Origin of the sequence: Kitasatospora sp. CM 4170 (assembly GCF_032110285.1) — a bacterium.
GTDB lineage: Bacteria > Actinomycetota > Actinomycetes > Streptomycetales > Streptomycetaceae > Kitasatospora > Kitasatospora aburaviensis.
The window spans coordinates 1,582,628-1,602,002 of record NZ_CP134877.1 but is presented as its reverse complement, the minus strand read 5'-3'; the positions used below and the strand labels follow the sequence as shown (position 1 = coordinate 1,602,002).

11 protein-coding genes and 1 pseudogene are annotated in these 19,375 nt (G+C 73.6%); 5 read left to right on the top strand and 7 right to left on the bottom strand.

Features of this window, described 5'->3' with window-relative positions; translation table 11 throughout:
• Nucleotides 1–2: 2 nt before the first annotated feature.
• Together RMN57_RS06420 and RMN57_RS06415 are read right to left on the bottom strand one after the other, a co-directional pair.
• Entirely contained in the window at nucleotides 3–413 is a 411-nt protein-coding gene (locus RMN57_RS06420; protein ID WP_313762396.1) for a hypothetical protein, read from the bottom strand.
• Nucleotides 410–9,301: an RHS repeat-associated core domain-containing protein gene (locus RMN57_RS06415; protein WP_313762395.1), complete on the bottom strand. Its 8,892-nt coding sequence runs from the start codon at nucleotides 9,299–9,301 to the stop codon at nucleotides 410–412. The genes RMN57_RS06420 and RMN57_RS06415 overlap by 4 nt, the downstream gene beginning before the upstream one ends.
• On the opposite strand from RMN57_RS06415, the gene RMN57_RS06410 reads away from it, so the two are divergent.
• Nucleotides 9,300–9,515 (top strand): hypothetical protein, encoded by a 216-nt coding sequence (locus RMN57_RS06410; protein WP_313762394.1) that lies wholly within the window; start codon nucleotides 9,300–9,302, stop codon nucleotides 9,513–9,515. The genes RMN57_RS06415 and RMN57_RS06410 overlap by 2 nt on opposite strands.
• Nucleotides 9,516–9,570: 55 nt before the next feature.
• Here the strand turns inward: RMN57_RS06410 and RMN57_RS06405 are convergent, their stop codons facing one another.
• Nucleotides 9,571–9,732 carry a hypothetical protein gene (locus RMN57_RS06405; RefSeq protein WP_313762393.1) on the bottom strand — a complete coding sequence of 54 codons (162 nt, stop codon included), beginning with the start codon at nucleotides 9,730–9,732 and terminating at the stop codon, nucleotides 9,571–9,573.
• A gap of 501 nt (nucleotides 9,733–10,233) precedes the next feature.
• On the opposite strand from RMN57_RS06405, the gene RMN57_RS06400 reads away from it, so the two are divergent.
• A complete protein-coding gene (locus tag RMN57_RS06400; protein ID WP_313762392.1) occupies nucleotides 10,234–11,124 on the top strand; it encodes an MBL fold metallo-hydrolase in 891 nt (296 codons plus the stop codon).
• An 81-nt stretch (nucleotides 11,125–11,205) separates the two neighbouring features.
• Here the strand turns inward: RMN57_RS06400 and RMN57_RS06395 are convergent, their stop codons facing one another.
• Nucleotides 11,206–11,910, bottom strand: coding sequence for an alpha/beta hydrolase (locus tag RMN57_RS06395; protein ID WP_313762391.1), 705 nt, complete (start codon nucleotides 11,908–11,910; stop codon nucleotides 11,206–11,208).
• A gap of 444 nt (nucleotides 11,911–12,354) precedes the next feature.
• Here RMN57_RS06395 and RMN57_RS06390 point away from each other — a divergent pair, with 444 nt between their 5' ends.
• A complete protein-coding gene (locus tag RMN57_RS06390) occupies nucleotides 12,355–13,236 on the top strand; it encodes a class I SAM-dependent methyltransferase (protein WP_313762390.1) in 882 nt (293 codons plus the stop codon).
• 42 nt (nucleotides 13,237–13,278) lie between these two features.
• On the opposite strand, the gene RMN57_RS06385 is transcribed toward RMN57_RS06390, so the two are convergent.
• The 3 genes from RMN57_RS06385 to RMN57_RS06375 all read right to left on the bottom strand — a co-directional run bounded on the left by RMN57_RS06385 (nucleotide 13,279) and on the right by RMN57_RS06375 (nucleotide 16,208).
• On the bottom strand, nucleotides 13,279–14,100 hold the full coding sequence (locus tag RMN57_RS06385; RefSeq protein WP_313762389.1) for an alpha/beta hydrolase: 822 nt from the start codon (nucleotides 14,098–14,100) through the stop codon (nucleotides 13,279–13,281).
• 69 nt (nucleotides 14,101–14,169) lie between these two features.
• Complete coding sequence (locus RMN57_RS06380) at nucleotides 14,170–14,913, bottom strand: response regulator transcription factor (RefSeq protein ID WP_313762388.1); 744 nt, start codon at nucleotides 14,911–14,913, stop codon at nucleotides 14,170–14,172.
• Nucleotides 14,910–16,208 carry a histidine kinase gene (locus RMN57_RS06375; RefSeq protein WP_313762387.1) on the bottom strand — a complete coding sequence of 433 codons (1,299 nt, stop codon included), beginning with the start codon at nucleotides 16,206–16,208 and terminating at the stop codon, nucleotides 14,910–14,912. Before RMN57_RS06375 ends, RMN57_RS06380 begins: the two co-directional genes overlap by 4 nt.
• Nucleotides 16,209–16,363: 155 nt before the next feature.
• Here RMN57_RS06375 and RMN57_RS06370 point away from each other — a divergent pair, with 155 nt between their 5' ends.
• Both RMN57_RS06370 and RMN57_RS06365 read left to right on the top strand, forming a co-directional pair.
• A complete protein-coding gene (locus tag RMN57_RS06370) occupies nucleotides 16,364–17,533 on the top strand; it encodes a serine hydrolase domain-containing protein (protein WP_380233691.1) in 1,170 nt (389 codons plus the stop codon).
• 236 nt (nucleotides 17,534–17,769) lie between these two features.
• Nucleotides 17,770–19,374 (top strand): annotated as a pseudogene (locus RMN57_RS06365) (AMP-binding protein); the annotation flags it as partial.
• Nucleotide 19,375 lies beyond the last annotated feature (1 nt).

Here is a 19,375-nt window from a genome sequence, read left to right as displayed (position 1 = left end):
TGCTACTTCTCGACGAGGGCGTGGACGCCGAGTTCCGTCAGCCGCCGGCGGAGGAACTCCGCCTCGACGTCGGTGCACCGGTATCCAGTGGTGCCGAGTTCGGCGAGTGCTCGGCGTGCCCGGTCAAGTGGCCAGCCGAAGGTACTGCGGAGGACTTGGAGGAGTTTGATCCGGCCTTTGGGGTCCTCCACGCGGAGCCGGGCCGGTCCGTGGGTGGCCAGCAGGGCGTCGCGGATGTGGGCGGGGGCTTCCCCGGGGTCGAAGTCGCAGCTGGTGAGTCCGCAGTTCAGGCACTGGAAGTTGATCTCCCAGAGGAGCTCTCCGCGCCGTACGGCCTGGCCTTTCCAGGCCGCCCCTGGTGTGCCGCAGTTCTGGCACACCAGGGGGAATTCGACGGATTGGGCGATGGTCACTGCCAGCCTCGCATGCGCATGTAGCGGTCGACCGTCCCGTAGAACTTGGATGAGAGTCCGGAGCCGTCGCGCGGGTGGTGTTCCTCGAAGATGCCCCGTGCGAACCACCGGTGGTGGAGCTCCTCGTGGACCAGCGTATTACGAAGATCGTTCCTGCTGCCGAATCGCTTCCACCCGACCTGGGTGCCGGTGAAGGGCTTGGCGATTCCGGTGTTGACCCAGGGGCTGTAGCGGGCGGTGAAGGTGAAGTTGAGATCGGGGAAGTCCTGCTTGATGAGGGCGTCGATGGTTCGGTTCCTCGCCCGGGTGGTCTTGCCCGAGGCTACGGACAGGTCTGCGGTCCAGACGTTGCCGTCGCGGTCGCCGAAGTATTCGAGCCCGGGCTGGCCCGCCGAGGCCGGCTTGAAGCCGGTGGGGTCGGTGAGCGAGGTGGGCCGGTTGGCGGCGTAGGCGTGGAGGTTGATGCCGCCCTTGAAGCCGATCGGGTCCTCGCTGATGAAGCGCTGGAGGGCCGGGCTGTAGTAGCGGGCGCGGTTGTAGTGGAGGCCGGTGCCGTCGTCCTCGCGGCCGGTGTAGCGGCGGGCGTTGCCGTTGTCGTCACCGCTGACCTTGGCGGTGCCGAACGGGTCGTAGAGGTAGCGGGAGTTGACGTTGCCGGCTTCGTCGGCGAGGGCGACGGTGCTGCCGAGGGCGTCGGTGAGGTAGCGGGTTGTGGTTCCGCCGCTTTCGCGTAGCAGGAGGTCGTCGGTGCCGCCGTCGATGACGGTGGTGACGGTGGTGCCGGTCTTCTCCTGCAGGGGGTTGGCGCCGTCGTTGAGGTAGGTGGTGGTGGTTGCGCCGACGGTCCGACTGGTGCGGCGGCCGTGGGCGTCGTAGGCGAAGGCGGCGGTGGTGCCCGGACCGTTGAGCGCGACGAGTTGACCGCGGGCGTTCCAGGTGTAGGCGGTGGTGCCGTCGCTGGTGAGGTTGCCGTCGGCGTCGTAGCCGACGGCCTTGCCTCCGACGGTGGCGAGCTGGTTGGCGGCGTCGTAGGTGGACGCGGCCGTCGTGCCGGGGACGGCGGTGCGGGCGTAGCTCCCACCGATCCGGATCGGCAGGCCGGCCGCGTCATAGGTGTAGGTGAGGTTGCCGAGGTCGGCGCTGCCCTTGCGGTAGACGATCTCGGTCAGTTGTCCGGCCGCGTCGTAGGTGTAGTCCTGGTGGACGCCGTCGCCGGGGGCACCGGAGCGGGTGACCCGTCCGGCGTCGTCACGGGTGTAGGCGGCCGCCTCGGTGCCGTTCCTCCTGATCGAGCCCAGGGTTCCGGTGCTGTCGTACAGGTGCTCGACCAGTGGCTGGCCGTTGACCAGGGTCTGTCGGGTGCGGCTGGTGGTGCCGTAGCCGTAGCCGACGGTGCCCTGGGCTCCGGTCTCCTCGACCGGGCGGTCGAGGCCGTCGAACTTGGCGGTGCTGACGCCGCTCGCGCTGTCGTCGATGCGGACGACCCGGTCTCCGGCGTCGTAGGTGAGGGTGGTGTTGCCCTGGTCGGTGCCGCCGGCCACGGCGTAGCGGGTCTTGGTGGGGCGGTCGAGCTGGTCGTAGTCGACGGTGGTGACGTTGCCGCTACGGGCGGTGCGCTTGGTCGGGTTGCCGTTGGGGTCGTGGTCCTGCTTGCTGGTTCGGCCGAGCTGGTCGGTGACGGTGGCGACCCGGTCCATGGCGTCGTAGTCGGAGACGGTGGTCCCGCCCCGAGGGTCGATGACCTTGGTGCGGTTGCCGTTGGGGTCGTACTCGTAGCGGATGCTGCGGCCGAGGCCGTCGGCGACGGTGGTGACCTGGCCGAGGCGGTCGTAGCCGGTGGTGGTGCGGTTGCCGAGCGGATCGGTGGTCTCGGTCAGGCGGCCGCCGGAGTCGAACAGGCTCCGGTGGACCCGGCCGAGTTGGTCGGTGGTGCTGACCTGGTCGCCGAACTCGTAGCCGAGGGTGGTCTTGCGTGCGGTCGGGTCGGTGATGCCGGTGACCTGGCCGGCGTCGTTGGTGGTGTAGGTGGTCTGCTTGCCGAGTCCGTCGGTGCTGGTGAGGATCGCGCCGCGGGCGTCGTACGTGGTGCGGGTCGTGGTGCCGTAGGCGTCGGTGGACGCGGTGACCTCGCCGAAGGGGCCGTTGCGCTCGACCGTCTCGGCGCGGGCGTCCGGGGTGCCGGCGAGAACCGTGGTGCGGTTGACCTGGCCGTTGGCGTCGTAGCCGAACTCGGTGCGCCGGCCCAGCGCGTCCACCACGGCGGCCGGTCGGCCGACCCCGGCGGTGGTGGTCTGCTGGTCGTTGAGCGGCTCGTACTCGGTGCGGGTGGTCTGCTCGACCGGGGTGCCGAGGGCCTTGGTGTGGCTGGTGGTCAGGCCCTGGGCGTTGAAGGTGAAGCGCTGGACGTCGCCGCGCGCGTCGGTCATCCGGGTCTCGGCGATCCTGCCGTCGGTCCCGGTGGTGTAGTCGAACCTGGTGACGCCGCCGTCGGCGGCGGTCTGGGTGGCGACACGGCCGAGGCCGTCGTAGCCGTTGGTGAGGAAGACCGTCCCGCGCGGGTCGGTGATGGTCTTCATCCGGCCGGACTCGTAGGTGTACCTGGTGACGCCGCCGGCCGGGTTGGTGACGGTCTCCAGGTGGCCGTCGGCGGTGTAGGTGTAGCCGACGGTGCGTCCGAGGTTGTCCTCGGCCCTGGTGATCCGCGGCGGGGTGGCGGTGTCGTACGAGAACTTGATCCACTTGCCGTTCGGCGAGGTCACCTGGGTGACCGGACCGCGCAGGCGCACCTTGCCGTCGGAGTCCGCCGGCGCCGGGGCGCGGGTGATCGTGGTGGTGTTGCCGAACTTGTCGCGGATCGCCTGCAGCGGCGCCTCGTCACCGAGCACGTAGGTGGTGCCGTTGCGGAGCTTGACGTCCCAGCCGTTGCCGTTCCAGCCCATGGTGGCGCCGGAGAACTCGGTGGGCGTCGGGTCGGCGAGGAAGAGCGCGTCCTCGTACGTCTTCTCGCCGGGGGTGATGCGGCGGAAGTGGACCTTGCTGCCGTCCGGCTGGACGAGGTCGACCTCCAGGTAGCGGTAGTAGCCGATGTTGCCGGTCGACCACGGGAAGTGGCCGAAGTTGAAGTTCATCCCGACGCCGAAGGCGCGGGAGTCCTGGTCGCCCTGCTGGTAGGTGCGGCGCAGGGTGAGCGGCATGACGTCGTCGAGGGCGAGGTCGGTGTTCTCGTCGACCAGCAGACCGGTGGCCGGGTCGACGGGGTCGCCGACGCGCGGGCCGGGCCGCGGGGCGACCGGCGGCGGGTTGTGGCCGGGGACGGCGGTCATGGCGCCGGTGAAGCGGTAGACCTTGACGTCCGGGTCGGGCACGACCTGGTTGCCGTCGGGGGTGACGGTGCCCTTGCCGTAGATGTGCCAGCCCTGGCCGTCCGGATCGTAGTTCCAGAAGATCATCCGCGTGCCGGGGGCCTCGCGGGTGTAGTTCGGGTAGACGATCTGGGCGCCGTCGGGGAAGAGGTAGCCGCTGCCGGGCTGGACGGTGAAGTAGATCGGCACCTGGGTGGGCGGCAGCGGGAAGGGCGTGCGGTCGATCGGGATGGGCGTGATGGACAGCTCGGTGGCGAGCTTGCCGTCGCCGTCGCGCACCACGGCCCCGGCCGGGATGTGCACCTCCAGACCCGGGATGGCGGGGGTCTTGAGGACGGTCTTCTCGGTGGTCGGGGAAGCGATGCGGACGGTGGTGGAGGTGTCGGTCTGCGGCAGGAACACGGTGTCCGCCACCCGCAGGGTCTTTCCGGCGGGGACGTCGACGCCGATGTCGAAGACGCCGTAGGTGCGGTCGGCGCTGCCGGCGGTGCGGCCGTCCACGCGCAGCACGCGGTGGCCGGCATCGGTGCCGGTGACCAGGAACCGGCCCTGGGCGTCCGTCCGGGCGGTGGCCTTACCGATGCCGACGGTGACGCCCGCGAGCGGGCTGCCGGCCACGGTGCGGATCTGGCCGGAGACCGCGGTGGTGCCCTTCGGGGCGTCCGCCGGGTACTCGGGCCTGGGGGCCGCGCCGTAGCGGGTGTACCAGCCCTTGCCGGCCAGGTTGTCGGCGTCGGGCTTCCAGACCGTGTCGGTGGGCTTGGACTCGGTGCCCGGGGCCTGGCGGGGGAAGCCGCAGGCCGCCCAACCGGCCGCCGGCTCACCGGTCTGCGGGGTCTTCCGGGTGCTCCCGGCCGCGACCGGGACGGCGCGGCCGGTGCCGGCCGGGAGCTGCGCGGTCGTGCCGCACTGCTCGGGCGTCGGCGTGGCCGCCGCCTCGTCGGCCGCCGCCGCGGGGGCGCCGCCGGCAGGGGCTTCCGCCGTCGGAGCCTCCGCGGGCCCGGCCTCCGCAGCCTTCGCCTTCGCCGCCGCCGCTGCGCCGACCCGGCCGACCGCGACGGTGGTGGAGCCGGTTGCCGCGGACCGCGGGTCGATGACCACCCGGTAGGTGCCGGCCGTGGTCAGCGCGCTCGCGAGCTTGTACGGGCTCTCGTCGAAACGGGTGGTCGGGCCGGCCAGGACGGAGCCGTCCGGCTTCAGGACGGTGAGCCGGAAGCCGTTGCCGAGGAAGGTGGTGCCGGTGAAGGCGAGCTGCAGGTTGTCACCGGCGGCACCGGTGAAGGTGAACGTCCCGTCCTGGCCGGGCCGGTTGAGGGCGAGCGCCGCGCCGGGGCCCCCGACGGTGACGCCGCCCGCGTCCACGGAGGTGGAGAGCGTCCAGGTGACCGTGCCGGTGGTGCCGGAGTCCGGGTCGTCGACGATCTCGTAGCTGCCGGTGGCCGGCAGGTCGGGCAGGGTGAAGCTGTCGTTGGCGGTGAGGATGTTGAGCGACCCCAGCGGGCTGCCGTCCGGCTTGGAGATCCTCAGCGTGTGGCCGCGGAAGCCGGCCGTGGCACCCGTGAGGGCGAGGCTGAGCCGCTGCCCCGCCGTACCGTCGAAACGCACCGAGGCGTTCTGCGCGGCGCGGGCGACGGTGACGTTCTTGGCGTCGCCGTCCACGGCGAGCGTGCCGGCGTTCACGGTCTGCGAGAGCTGGACGGTGTAGTCGCCGAGCGCGGAGCTGTTCGGGCTCGCCAGGATCTCGTAGGTGCCGGTGGCCGTGAGCGGCGGGAGGTCGAGGCCGCCGGAGTTGCGGGAGGCCACCTCCTTGCCGTCCGGGCCGGTGACGGTGAACGCGACCGTGCCGGTGTAGCCCTTGGCCAGGTGGCCGAGGCTCAGCTTCTGACCGGCGGTGCCCTGGAAGGTCATCCGGGCGTTCTGGGACGCGCGGGTGATGGTCACCGGCTTGTCCTCGCCGACCGCGAGGGTGCCGGCGGAGACGTCGTTGCTGAGCCAGACGGTGACGGTGCCGGTCGCGGAGCCGCCGCCGACGATCAGGTCGTACCGGCCGTCGGCGGTGATCTTCGGCAGGTCGGCGCCCTCGCCGTAGCTGTACAGGCTGCTCTGGGTCCGGTCGGGCCGGATCAGCGAGACGCCCGGCAGGTAGAGCCGGTTGCCGATCTTGAGGTTCAGGTCGGTGTAACCGAGGCCGAGCCGCTGGCCGTCGGTGCCGTCGAAGCTCAACCGGACCTGCTGGCCGGGGCGCGCGAGGGTGATCTGCTTCGAGGCTCCGTCACGGTCGACGGTGCCGCCGTCGGTCTCCTCGGAGAGCCAGGCCTTGGCGCCGCCCACGCTGGCGTCGGTGAAACCGATCACCAGGCGGTAGGTGCCGGGCGCGAAGGTCTTGAGCCGCAGGTAGCTGTCCAGGCTGAAGCTGCGCCAGGTGGTGAACTTGGCGCCGCCCGGCTCGTACAGGGTGGCCGAGGCGTACTTGTACTGGGCGGAGGCCGTCACATCGGTGAAGGCCAGCCCGTACCAGCTCTCCTTCCTGCCCTCGAAGGAGAGCTCCAGGAACTGCCCCGGCTTGGCGAGGTTGAACCCGAAGCCCTGGTCGGTGGCGTTGGTGGCGCCGGTGACGTTCCTGGTCAGCGTGGTGGTGAGGGAACCGCTGCCGGTGCCGTCGGGGTCGATGACGAGCTGGTGGACGCCGGTGGTGGTCAGGGCCGGCAACGGGACGTTGCGGCCGGTCCGCGCGTCCAGCGGCCACGGCGTGTCGTACTGGTCGGCGGCGAAGGAGCGTCCGAACGGGTCGTACAGGCGGAAGGCCGAGCGGGTGCCGATGGTGTTGCCGGACATCCCGAGGCCGAGCTTGTCGCCGGCCTTGCCCTCGAAACGCAGGACGAGGGCCTTGCCGGAGGCGATGGTCGAGGTGACCGCCTCGCCGTCGACGGCGAGCGCGCCGCCGTCGACCAGGCTGCCGGGTGCGATGCCGGTCGGCGGCACGACGAAGTCGCTCCCGCTGGTGGCGGTGCCGCCCGGGGTGCGGACGGTGATCCGGCCGGAGGAGACGGCGCCGGGCACGACGACGGTGAGCCGGGTGGGCGTGGCGCTGACGACCTTGGCGAGCGTGCGGTGGAACAGCACCGCGTTGCGCGCCGGGTCCGGGTCGAAGCCGCTGCCGTCGAGGGTGACGGTGGTGTCGGGGGCGCCGACGGAGGGCGCGAAGCCGGTCAGCGCGGGGGCCGGGCGGGCGGCGCCGATCCGGAACCTCTCGGTGCCGGTCGCGCTGGTGCTGCCGACGGTCACGGTGACCGGCCCGTCGGTGGCGCCGGCCGGGACGACGACGGTGAGGCGGTTGCGGTCCGCGGCGGTGACCTGGGCCGGGGTGGCGGTGCCGGTGAAGGTCACCTTGTTCGCGGCCGCGTCGGCGGCGAAGGCGGTGCCGCTGATCTCGACCTTGGCGCCGGCCGGGGCCTGGTTGGGCACGGTGGCGAGGACGGACAGCTCGGACGACGCGTACTTCTTGGTGGAGAGCGTGTTGCCCGCGGCGTCGTACTCGTAGCGGGCGGTCTCGCCGGCCGGCTGCGAGACGCCGACGAGCTGGCCGGCGGCGTCGTAGAACAGGTCGTGCGGGTCGCCGGAGGCGAAGGCGTCCACCACGAAGCCGTACGCGGCCGGGGTGGACGCGGTGCCGGTGGCGTCGATCGCGCGCACCGTCAGCGTGCGGCGGCCGGCCGAGGTCGGGGTCAGCGTGACCACGGCGGAGCCGTCGGCGCCGGCCGGGACCTCGGTGGCCTTGGCGTCGGTGTCCAGCTGGTAGCTGTACTTGGCGATCTGCTCGGCGCCGCCGGGCTTGAGGGTGAAGGTGCCGGCCCGCCCGACGCCGCCGTGCGACTGGCCGTCCGCCGGGTACTCGGCGGAGGAGACCGACGGGGTGGCCGGGGCGTTGGCCGCGTCCTCGTAGGAGACGGACAGCACGGGGGTGGTGGCGTAACGGGCGAACTGGTTCTTGTCCGCCTCGTTCGCGCTGCGCAGACCGAAGGTGAGGCGGGCCGCGCCCGTCGTGAGGAGCGGCGTGACCGCCGACGTGACGTCGAAGTCACGGTTCTGCGCGCCGCCGCCGCCCGCGGTGCAGGCGCCCGGGCCGTTGGAGGAGCCGGCCTGCTGGGTCTCGGCGGGCCGGTTGTTCCAGGTGGTGGTCGGGCCGATGGGGCCGGTGAGCCAGGCCTCGACGGTCCTCGTCTGGCAGGTGGAGGCGAAGACCTCGGTAGCCGACAGCCGGGCGCTGAGCACGCGCTTGCCGGTCAGACCGGCCGGGACGCCGACCTGGAAGTAGCTGCGGTGGATGCCGGACGGGGCGGTCCAGCCCTGGTAGCCGACACCCAGCCCGCTGCCGCTGCCCACGGTGTTGAAGTAGGCGGAGGTCGGGTACTCCGCCTTGACCTCGGCGTATGCCTGGGTCGTGGCATCGGCGAACATCGGGTCGATGTACACCGGGTAGACGGTGTCGGCCGCCTTGAGCAGGCCGGCGTCGGGGGTGATCCCGATGGCGCCGTCCTGCACGCTGGTGCCGACCCCGGCCTCGTGGGCGCCGGTGCCGGGCCCGGCGGGGCCGGAGCGGGTGTCCGGGCGGGCGTCCTGCGCCGAGGGCTGTTCTGCGGCGGGCTGCCCGGCCGCCGCCTTCGGGCCCTTCGCCGCGGTGGGCGCGGCCGCGGGCGCTCCGGCGGAGTCCCACATCCGGGCGGGCGGGGCCTGGAACACCGCCCGGCCGGCGGCGTCCTTCACCGCGAGCCCGGCACCGTCCTCCTGGCCGAGCGTCAGGCCGGCGCTGGTCCTGGTGACCAGCTTGAGGGCGGCGAGGCCGGGATCGGCGGCCGCCGCGGCGTTCTTGACGACCAGGACCTCCTGCACACCGCCGGCCGGGGTGACGGTGAGCCGCAGGTCGACGCCGCTCGGTAGGACGTCGGGGTAGGTGAGGCCGGCCCCGTCGGCGGTCGGGGTGGGGAGCTTCTCCGGCCAGAACAGTTCGAGCCGCTGCCCGCCCTCGACGGTGAGCACGGCCAGCGGGCCGGAGCCGCCGCCCGAGAGCTCGACGGCGTTGGCGGTGGCCTGCGGCACGTAGGTGCCCTCGGCGGTGCGGTGCAGCGTCGGGTCGACGGCGGTCCAGCCGTCGCCCTTCCTGGCCCAGCGGGGCTGGGGGGAGAGCTCGGTGGTGAACGTGCCGTCCGGGTTGGCGAAGGTCTGTGCGGCCGCGGTACGGGCGGCGGCGACCTCGACCCGGCCGTGCTGTTGGCGGGCCGCCCGGCTCGCGGCCGCGGCGTCCGGGGCGGAGTCGACCCGGTCGGCCTGCGGAGCGGCGGCCCGGGCGGGCGCCTGCGCGTTCACCGTCGTCAGGACGACCGAGAGGGCGATCGCGACGGTACCGGCGACCCGGGCCAGCCGGCCTCCGGTCCCCCTTGACGCGGCACCACCCGGTGGTGTGGAGCCACCGGGCTCCGCTGTGGACGAGGCGGGCAGCCGTGGCGTGCCCTGACCGTACGAAGACATGGCTGGGAGAACCCCCGATTTGTTCGCGGGCGGCGCATCGGCACCGCGCATGATCGCGAACACAATCTCTTCACTGGTGATGCACTGTCAAACGCCTTACTGTCAGCGCGTCCTGATCGCACCGAAGCAGCCGCCGAAGTCCGATCTGCACCAATGTGATGGTGTGATGGAGACGGTCGTTGCTGCGCCGATCGCCGTCGCGACCGCGGGCTGATCGGTGCTCCCGGTGCGGAGTCGTCGCGGAGCCGTCGCGGAGCCGTCGCCGGGGATCAGAGACGGGTGGTCGGCAACAGGCTGCCGTCCGCGACATAGGCCTCGACGGTGGGCTTCTCGGCGCCGGGCCGGGACAGGGCCGTCTCTGCGCAGTAGGCGACCCAACCCGGGGAGCCGGCCAGGGTGTACAGCCGGGCCTGGAGGGTCCGGCCGTCCACCGAAAGAGTGATCCTGGACGGCGTTCCGGGTCCGCGGTAGACGCCGGCCCACACACCGCCCGAACCGCCGCCCCGTGCCACTCCTCCGAGTCGTCCGGCGGGCGTGTCCGTGACCAGGACGGAGGTCGCAGCGGAGCCGGGGTGATCGGCAGAGGTCGGGAACAGGCCCTGCGCGGTCAACCGCAGGGAGGTGCCCGACGGGCTCGTGGCGCCCGGAGGCCGAACGCTGCTCCGGCCACCCGAAAGGGCACTGTGATGCGCGTCACGGGCGCCGGGCGCCCGCGGTCTGCACGGGCGCGGACGGCCCGCCGGTCGGACGCGTCGGCGAGCCCTTTCGGCGATGCGGCGCCAGGGCGGGCGCTCTCGTGAGAGCCCGGTGCGCAGGGCCACGCACGCCACGTGGTGCGGGCGGGCCGCGGGCCCGGGAGAGTGGAGACATGCGTGGTCGAGCCTCGCCAGGAGGTCGGAAGGCGCGATCGCAGGCATGATCGGAGGAGCACCGTGACCACAGACACCGCCCTCGGCTACGACGTGTTCGTCGTCGATCCGTCGCCGCTGACCGGGTCCGAGCTGCCCAACGGGGAACCCCGCCGCTACCAGCCCATCGCGGTCACCCTCGTCCACGGCCGGCAGGACGCCGTCCTCGTCGATCCGCCGCTGACCACCGAGCAGGCGCAACAGGTCGGGGACTGGGTCGAGTCGAGCGGGAAGCGGCTGACCCACATCGTCGCCACCCACGGGCACGGTGACCACTGGTTCACCGCGGAAACCCTCGCCGAGCGCTTCGGTGCCCGGGTGGTCGCCTCCGCCGGAACCATCGAGCAGATGCACACCAACGTGTCGGCCCGTGAACTGCTCTGGGACGTGATGTGGCCGGACCAGATCCCGGTGACCCCGGTCACCGCCGAGACGGTCCCCGGCAACCGCCTCGCCCTCGAAGGGCACGAGCTCGGCATCGTCGAGGTCGGGCACGCGGACAGTGACGACTGCACCGTGGTGCACGTGCCGGACCTCGGCCTGGTGGTGGCCGGTGACGCGCTCTACAACGGCGTGCACCTGTACCTCGCCGATGCGGCCGCCGGGGAGTTCGGCCCGTGGCGCAAGGCCATCGACACGGTCGCGGCGCTGCGGCCGCGCCACGTCGTCGCGAGCCACCAGTACAAGAACCTCGACGACGACGCCGGACGCATCATCGCCGAAACCCGCCAGTACCTCGACGACGCCGAGGCCGTCCTGGCCGCGCAGGCGACGCCGGAAGGGTTCTTCTCCGCGATGCTGGAGCGCCACCCCGACCGGCTGGGCAGGACCGTCCTGTGGGTGAGCGCACGGGCGCTGTACTTCGCCCGCGAGGGCGACGACCCCTGGCAGACCCTCCTGGCGGCCTGGCTCTGACCGTCGGACCCCGCCCGGGAGCCCCGCCCGGGAGCCCCGCCCGGGAGCCCCGCCCGGGAGCCCCGCCCCGGGAGCCCCGGCTCAGGGCGCGGCCGCACTCCCGGGGCGGAGCTGTTCGGCGATCCACGTCGCCGCGAACGTCGTCCAGGTGGCCGCGTCGCCGGAGCCGTGGGCGAGGCCGAGGCTGTGCGGGCCGTGCGGGAAGACGTGCGCCGTGTGCGGGACGTCGTGCGCCGCCAGGGCCGTGGCGAGGCGGTAGGTGTGCTCCGGCGGGACGTAGACGTCCTCGGCGGTGTGCCAGAGGAAGAACGGGGGCGACTCCGCGGTCACCAGGGCGTCGAGCGAGGTCGCGCGGCGCAGCTCCGGCGGGGCGTCCTCGCCGAGCAGGATCAGCTGGGCGGGCCGGTAGGTCGCGGTCTCCATCGACGTGACCGGGTAGCCGAGGACGGCGAACCGGACCGTCTCGCGCGGGTCGCTGCTCGGGGCGAGGGCCGCGTGCCCGGCCAGGTGCCCGCCGGCCGAGAAGCCGATCAGCCCGATGTGGTCGGCGCCCTGCTCGCGGAGGCGCCGGATCTCGCCGCGCAGCGCCAGGAGCGGAGCGGGGTGCCGTACGTTCACCGGGTACCGGAAGACGCTCGCCGACACGCCGAGGCCGGTGAGCCAGTCGGCGATCGGTTCCGCCTCGTGCTCCGCGTGCGTTCCGTAGCCACCGCCGGGCAGCACGATCATGTGCGCCGCCGGGGCGGGCCCGCCGGCCACCCCTGGTGTTCCGGCCCGAGCGCTCATCGCCGTCCTCCGTCCTGCGGGCCGGCCGGACCCGTTGCGTCCACGCGGCCGGCGGTCCTGGTCCCGGTCACCGGAATCGGTTGTACCGCGTCCTCCACGGTGTGTTCCTCACAGCAAGGGTGCGTGCCCGGACGGCCGCGGCGCGACCGGAACCCGCCGGGCACGGTGCGCGTGCCGTGCCCCTTGGGCCGATCGGCCCACGCGCGGCGCGCCTCGGCCGGGCGCGCGGGCGCCGGTGCAGGATCGGTGCGGCGGCGCCCTCGGGACGTCCGCCCGGCACCGTCCGGCGGCCGACACCGTCCGGCGCCCGTCACGTCCCCCCACCCGACACCGTCCCCCCGCTCGACACCCCGCGCGTGAAAGGTCGGCCATGGATCTGTTCGACGACCCGCTGCTCCGGCTCCCCGGGCGCGACGACGCCCTCGGCCGCACGCCGGCGTCGTCGTGACCGCCGACCCGCGCGGGGACGCGCCGGGCGGCGGTCGCTACGGCGAGGCCGTCTTCCGACCCGAGCAGGCCGGTGAGGGCGAGCGGACCGACCTCGGCGCCCTCGCCTACGACGACGTCACCGTCGCGCGGCTGCGGGCACTCGGGGTCGGCCCGGGCTGGCGCTGCCTCGATCTGGGGGCCGGCACGGGCACGGTCTCCCGACGGCTGCTGGACGAGGCCGGGGTGGCGAGCGTGCTCGCGGTGGACCGCGACGTCCGTTTCCTCGACGGACGCTCCCTCCCCGACCGGCCGCCGGCCGAGCCCGGGCTCGACGTCCTGGAGGCCGACATCACCGCCCCGGGCTTCGCCCCCGGCCGGTTCCGGCTCGTCCATGCGCGCTTCGTGCTGATGCACCTGCCGGAACGCGACCGCCTGATCACGGAACTGGCCGAACTCGTGGAGCCCGGTGGGGTGTTGGTGCTCAGCGATGCGATCGACCTGACGAGCGGCCGCACGCCCGGCACCCCGTACGGCGCGGCGATGCGGGCGATGTGGCAGGGGCTGAGCGCCACCATCGGTACGGACGCCGCCTCGGCGGCGTCCTACCCGCACCTGTTGCGCGAGGCGGGGCTCGTGCGCGTCGCCGCCGAGATCCAGGTGCCGCCGCTGCTGCCGGGCAGTGCCATCAGCCGGTTCTGGGCGGACACCTGGGAGCGCAGCAGGGCCGCGATGCTCGCCACCGGCCTGGTCGACGACGCGGCCCTCGACGAGGCCGTCCGGTACCTGGGCTCCGACGAGTGCGCCGACCTGTCGGCCGGCATGCTCACCGCCTGGGGATGGCAGCCCGGGGGAGCGTCGGCGCAGGCCCCCGACGGCCGGGGGCGGGAGTCCCGATGACCCGCCGTGACCGCATGCGGGGCCGTGGTCGCCGTCCGGGCGTCAGGATCGGGCCAGGTGCGCCAGCAGGAGCTCGGTGAGGCGCTCGGGGGTGCGCAGGGGCAGGTAGTGGTCGGCGTCCGGGATCCGCCGGGCGTGGGCGACCGGGAGGTCGGCGGCGAGGCGCTCGGCGATCACCCCGATCTCCGGGTGATCGCGGTCGCCGTGGACGACCAGCGTCGGCGCCGTGATCGTGCCGAGGCGTGCTTCGGCGTCGCTCTCCGCGGAGGGGGCGAGGTGTAGTTCGCTGATGATGCGCCGCTCCGCGTTGTGCGCCACCATCGCCTCGATGAGCTCGCCCCCGGGGGCCGTGCGGCCGAGGGAGGCCCAGATCGACAGCTCCAGCTCGGCCAGACGTGCCGTGTCCCGTTCCCTCCGAGCCACGGCGTAGGCCGACAGCTCGGGAGTCGTCGGCCAGCTGTGGCCGCCCACCGAGGCCCCGACCAGGGCCAGGGCCGTCACCCGGTCGGGGTGGGCGAGGGCGAAGTCGATCGAGGTCTCCCCGCCCATGCTCAAGCCCACCAGCGCGGCCCGCCGGTGACCGAAGTGGTCGAGGACGCTGCGCAGGTCCTCGACGTCGCTGAACGGCGCCCCCGGCTCGGTGGAGCGGCCCAGGCCGCGGGCGTCGAACCGGATCACCTCATGGCGACCGGCCAGCCGGGGAACGACCGGGTCCCACAGCCGGGAGTCCATCCCGGCGCCGTGCAGCAGCACCACGGGACTCCCGGTCCCGTTGCGGTCGGCCCAGAGGTGTCCGCCACCGGGGACGGGGATGCGGACTCCGTCCGTGGGCACGGCGCCCGGGTCGGTCGTGTTCGTCGTCATACCGTGATGATCTCAGAGCGTGCTCCGGTCAGGTCCGCCCGGTCACCGCACACCTGACGCCGGGTCGGGTCAGCCGCCCGATCCCGGTACCACCAGGCCGGACTCGAAGGCGATCACCACCGCGTGGGTCCGGTTCTGCGCGCCGAGCTTGGTCAGCACGTTCCCGACGTGGGTCTTCACCGTCTCCAGGCTCACGACGAGCGACTGCGCGATCTCGGGGTTGGAGCGGCCGGTGGCCATCAACCGCAGCACCTCCTCCTCCCGTCCCGTCAGTGCCGCCGCCGGCAGGGCCTCGGCGGACTCCAGCGGGCGGGCGGTGACCATCCGGCGCAGGGCCGCGGGGAAGAGGATCGCCTCGCCCGCCGCCACCACCCGTACCGCCTCCGCGATCTGCCGGACCGGAAGCCGCTTGAGCACGAACCCGCTGGCCCCCGCGCTGAGCGCGGCGGTGACGTAGCCGTCGTTCTCGAAGGTGGTGATCACCACGATCTTCGGTGGTTCCGGGGACTCGGCCAGCAGCTGCCGGGTGGCCTCGATGCCGTTGCGGCGCGGCATCCGTACGTCCATGAGGACCACGTCCGGTCGCAGCCGCAGGGTCCGCTCGACCGCCTCGACGCCGTCGGCGGCCTCGCCGAGCACGGTGATCCCGGGCTGCGCAGCGAGCAGGGTGCGCAGACCGCTGCGGGTCACCTCGTCGTCGTCGGCGATCAGCAGCGTGACCGGGGGGCCGGCGGGAGTCGCGGCGGGGGCGCCGGTGGCGCTGACGGCGGCGACGCCGGCAGGAACGGCTTCGGTCGCGTCGGGTCCGGTCATGCGGGCAACCGTACCGGCAGCCGGACCGCCAGCCGCCAGTGCCGCGGTCCGTGCGGGCCGGCCTCCACCTCGCCGTGCAGCAGCCGCACCCGCTCGGTCAGCCCGGGGAGGCCGTGCCCGGACGTCGGGAAGGCTCCCCGGCCGTCGCGGCCGCCCGCCCCCACCCGGTTGACCACGCCGAGTTCCAGCGCGTCCGCCGACGCCGCCACCCGGACCTCGATCGGACCGCCGTCCCCGTGCCGCAGCGCGTTCGTCAGCCCCTCCTGGAGGATCCGGTACGCCGCCCGCGAGAGCGTCCCCTGCACCTGCGCCCACTCGCCGGACAGCTCCGGCTCGACCACCGCGCCCGCGTGCCGCAGGCGGTCCAGCAGCGCGGGCAGGTCGACGAGGCTCCGGGTCGGGGCCGTTCCCGCCTCCTCCTCGCGCAGCACGCCGAGGACGTAGTCGAGGTCCTCCAGTGCGGCCCGGGCCGACTCCTCGATGCTGCGCATGGCGGCCCGCGCCGCCACCGGGTCGGCGGAGAGCACCTCGCCGGCCACCGCGGCCTGGATCGTGGCCGCCGTCAGCGTGTGACCGATCGAGTCGTGCAACTCGTGGGCCAGCCGGTTGCGTTCGGCGAGCCGCAGCTCCCGCTCGGCCGCCAGCGCGAGCCGCTCGGCCGACGAGGGCCCCAGCAGCCTGGGTGCCGACCAGCGCAGCGCGGTCGTCACCGCCGCGCACAGGGCCGCCGCCAGCAGCAGGCAGCCGAGCGCCACCGCCCAGCTCTGCCAGCCGTCCTCGGCCCGCAACGACCAGCCGAGCAGGTCGATCCTCGCCTCACCCCGGAACCAGCCCCCCGGGAGCGTCAGGGCGATGAGGAGGAGCAGCCCGCCCACCAGCGCCACCGTCCAGCCGAGCGCCACGTGCAGCAGCAGCCAGAGCGGAGTCCGCCAGCGGTCGGCGCCGGCCCGCCCGGTCTGCGCAGCCGCGGGCGCGGCCGGACGGGTCGGGCCGGTACCGGGTGGGCCCGCGGGCCGGCGGACGGCCGCCGGGTCCGGCAACGGCAGCTTCAGCAGGCGACGGGCGGAGACGACCAGCACCCGCCGGGTCGTGCCGGCCTGCCCGATCAGACCGATCAGCGCCGCCCAGGCCAGCAGGACCAGAAGGAGCTGCAGACCCTCCGGGGCGGATCGCCACATCAGCGCCGGCAGGAGGGCGAACGGTAGCAGTGGAAGGCTCGCCAACGCGCCGCAAGAGGCGAAGAGCGCACCCGTGTACGTGGAGCCGCGCAGCAGCGGCCGGAGTCCCCTGATCATGATCGCCAGTATGGCCGGGCAGCCCATCGGCGACCTCCCCCGATCGAGGGAGCGCTTTCTCCCGCCTTGCCGCGATGCGCGGCCGAGCGCCCGGAAGCCAGCATCGTCCTGCGGCACCTGCCGCCATCTGCCCGTGAATTCATTGGAGTTGACACATGCGTGAGCACTCGGACCGGCGAGTCCGTTCGTCCTGGCGGCAGTGGGCCGGTCGGCGGGGGGCCGTGGCGGTCGTCGTCGGGGTGGCCGTCGGCGGCATGACGATGGGTGTCGCGGCGCCGCCCGCGGCGTTTGCCGCCGGCCGGCCGGACGTCGTCCAGCAGGGCCTGAACGCGCTGGTGCGCGATGACGGCATGCCCGCCGCACTGGCGAGCGTCGTGGACCGGGACGGCCGCACCCGGACCTACACGGCCGGGGTCGGCGACGTGGCCAGGGGTTCGAAGGTGCCCGGGGACGGTCAGGTCCGGATCGGAAGCAACACCAAGACGTTCACGGCGGTGGTCGCGCTGCAACTGGTCGGTGAGGGGAGGATCGACCTCGACGCCACCGTCGACACCTATCTGCCGGGCCTCGTGCGCGGCGACGGGATCGACGGACGCCGCATCACCGTCCGGCAGCTCCTGCAGCACACCAGCGGGATTCCCGACTACGAGGGCCGCCTCGACGAAGCCGCCCTGCAGTACCAGTACTTCGAACCCCGCGACCTGCTGGACATCGCCCTCCGGTACAAGGCCGACTTCGCCCCGGGGGACCGATTCGCGTACAGCAACACGAACTACGTGCTGGCCGGCCTGATCGTCCAGAAGGTCACCGGCCGCCCCGTCGCCGAGGAGATCGATCGGCGCGTCGTCCAGCGCATCGGACTTCGCCACACCTACTTCCCCGCCCCCGGGGACAGGACCGTCCGCGAGCCCCACCCCCACGGCTACCGCAGGGATTCGGCCGACGGGCCCCTGCGCGACTTCACGGAGATGGATCCCTCCGCGGGCTGGGCGGCCGGGCAGATGATCTCCACCAACTCCGACGTCAACCGGTTCTTCACCGCCCTCCTCGACGGCCGGCTCCTCCCGGCGGCCCAGCTCGCCCAGATGCGCACCACCGTCCCCATCGGCGACACCGGCGCCGGCTACGGCCTGGGGATCATCAGCAGGCCGCTGTCGTGCGGCGGTGTGTACTGGGGTCACGGCGGTGACATCCCGGGATACGAGACCCGCGGCGGAGTCACCGACGGCGGCCGCGCCGTCAACGTCGCGGTCACCACCGTCCCGCCCGACGCGGCAGCCACGAAGCACGTCGACGGTGTCGTGGACGCCGCGCTGTGCCGCTGACCCCTCCGGGGGCGGCGGCGCGGCCCACCCTGCCGGCGGGCCCGGCTGCCGGCAGGAGGCCCCGGGGCGCGGCACGCCGCGCCCCGGGGCCGGGCCGGCGGTCCTGAGGCGTGGCCTGGCGGACGCAAGGCATGGCCGTGCGGCGCAGGCCGCGCGATGCTTGTATCGATCTCTTGACTGGCGTCAGAAGAGCGCCATACTGGCCTCACTCCCCCCTCGCGAAGAGGTGCCGCCGTATGGAGCTCACACCCTCAGCGCATCTGGACACGTTCTGCCGCGACAACCTGCCGCCGCTCGACCAGTGGCCGGAACTTCTCTTCGAACTCCCCGAGCTGGCCTATCCGGACCGGCTCAACTGCGCACACGTGCTGCTCGACGAGTCGATCGAGCGCCTCGGCCCCGACCGGCGCTGCCTGCTCACTCCGACGGAGCAGTGGAGCTACGGCGAACTGCGCGAGAACGCGGACGCGGTGGCCCGGGTCCTGACCGAGGACCTGGGCCTCGCGACCGGCAACCGGGTGCTGCTGCGCGGCCCCAACACCCCCTGGCTGGTGGCGTGCTGGCTCGGGGTGCTGAAGGCCGGCATGGTGGCGGTCACCACCATGCCGCTCCTGCGGGCACCCGAACTCACCGCGATGCAGGAGATCAGCCTGCCGGCGGCGGCGCTGTGCGACCACCGCAGCCTGGCCGAGCTGGAACGGGCCGCCCCGCCGGACCTGACCGTCCTGGCCTACGGCGGCCCCGGACCGGACGACCTGATCGCCCGCTGCGCCGCCCGGCGCGGCCGCTTCACCGCCGTGCCGACCGCCGCCGACGACGTGGCGCTGATCGCCTTCACGTCCGGCACCACCGGCCGGCCCAAGGCCACGCTCCACTTCCACCGCGACGTCCTCGCCAACGCCGACACCTTCTCCCGGCACGTGCTGCGGCCCACCCCGGAGGACCTCTTCGCCGGCACCCCGCCGCTCGGCTTCACCTTCGGCCTCGGCGGGCTCGTGGTCTTCCCGCTGCGGGCCGGCGCGGCCACCCTGCTGCTGGAGCAGGCCGGCCCGGAGGAGCTCACCGAGCAGGTCGCCCGGCACCGGGTCAGCGTGCTGTTCACCGCGCCGACCGCCTACCGGGCGATCCTGGCCGCCGGGCTGGCCGGCCGGCTGGCGGGCGTACGGCGCTGCGTCTCGGCCGGCGAACACCTGCCGGCCTCCGTCTGGGAGGCCTTCCGCGCGGCCACCGGGCAGCGGCTGGTCGACGGGATCGGGGCCACCGAGCTGCTGCACGTGTTCATCTCGGCCGCCGACGGTGACATCCGCCCCGGCGCGACCGGCCGGCCGGTCCCCGGCTACCGGGCCGCCGTGCTCGACGCGGACGGCGCGCCGGTGCCCGACGGCACTCCGGGGCTGCTCGCCGTCAAGGGCCCCACCGGGTGCCGCTACCTGCGCGACGAGCGCCAGCTCGGCTACGTGCGCAACGGCTGGAACCTCACCGGCGACACCTATGTGCGCGACCGCGAGGGCTACTTCTGGTACCAGGCGCGCACCGACGACATGATCGTGTCGGCCGGCTACAACATCGCCGGGCCCGAGGTCGAACAGGTGCTGGCCGACCACCCGGACGTGCTGGACAGCGCGGTGGTCGGCGTGCCCGACGAGCGGCGCGGCAGCGTGGTCAGGGCGTACGTGGTGCTGCGCGAGGGGGCGACGGCCGGGCCCGAGACCGTCCGGGCGCTCCAGGAGCACGTCAAGCGGACCATAGCGCCGTACAAGTACCCGCGCGAGATCGAGTTCGTCACCGATCTGCCGCGCACCGCCACCGGCAAGCTGCACCGGGCCGAGCTGCGCCGACGGG

What these genes read in the sequence shown, in the direction of transcription:
- RMN57_RS06385 (WP_313762389.1), bottom strand. Translation starts at nt 14,100, where the DNA reads ATGACGACGAACACGACCGACCCGGGCGCCGTGCCCACGGACGGAGTC.
- RMN57_RS06370 (WP_380233691.1), top strand. Translation starts at nt 16,364, where the DNA reads ATGCGTGAGCACTCGGACCGGCGAGTCCGTTCGTCCTGGCGGCAGTGG.
- RMN57_RS06380 (WP_313762388.1), bottom strand. Translation starts at nt 14,913, where the DNA reads ATGACCGGACCCGACGCGACCGAAGCCGTTCCTGCCGGCGTCGCCGCC.
- RMN57_RS06375 (WP_313762387.1), bottom strand. Translation starts at nt 16,208, where the DNA reads ATGATCAGGGGACTCCGGCCGCTGCTGCGCGGCTCCACGTACACGGGT.
- RMN57_RS06395 (WP_313762391.1), bottom strand. Translation starts at nt 11,910, where the DNA reads ATGAGCGCTCGGGCCGGAACACCAGGGGTGGCCGGCGGGCCCGCCCCG.
- RMN57_RS06410 (WP_313762394.1), top strand. Translation starts at nt 9,300, where the DNA reads ATGGCTGGGAGAACCCCCGATTTGTTCGCGGGCGGCGCATCGGCACCG.
- RMN57_RS06415 (WP_313762395.1), bottom strand. Translation starts at nt 9,301, where the DNA reads ATGTCTTCGTACGGTCAGGGCACGCCACGGCTGCCCGCCTCGTCCACA.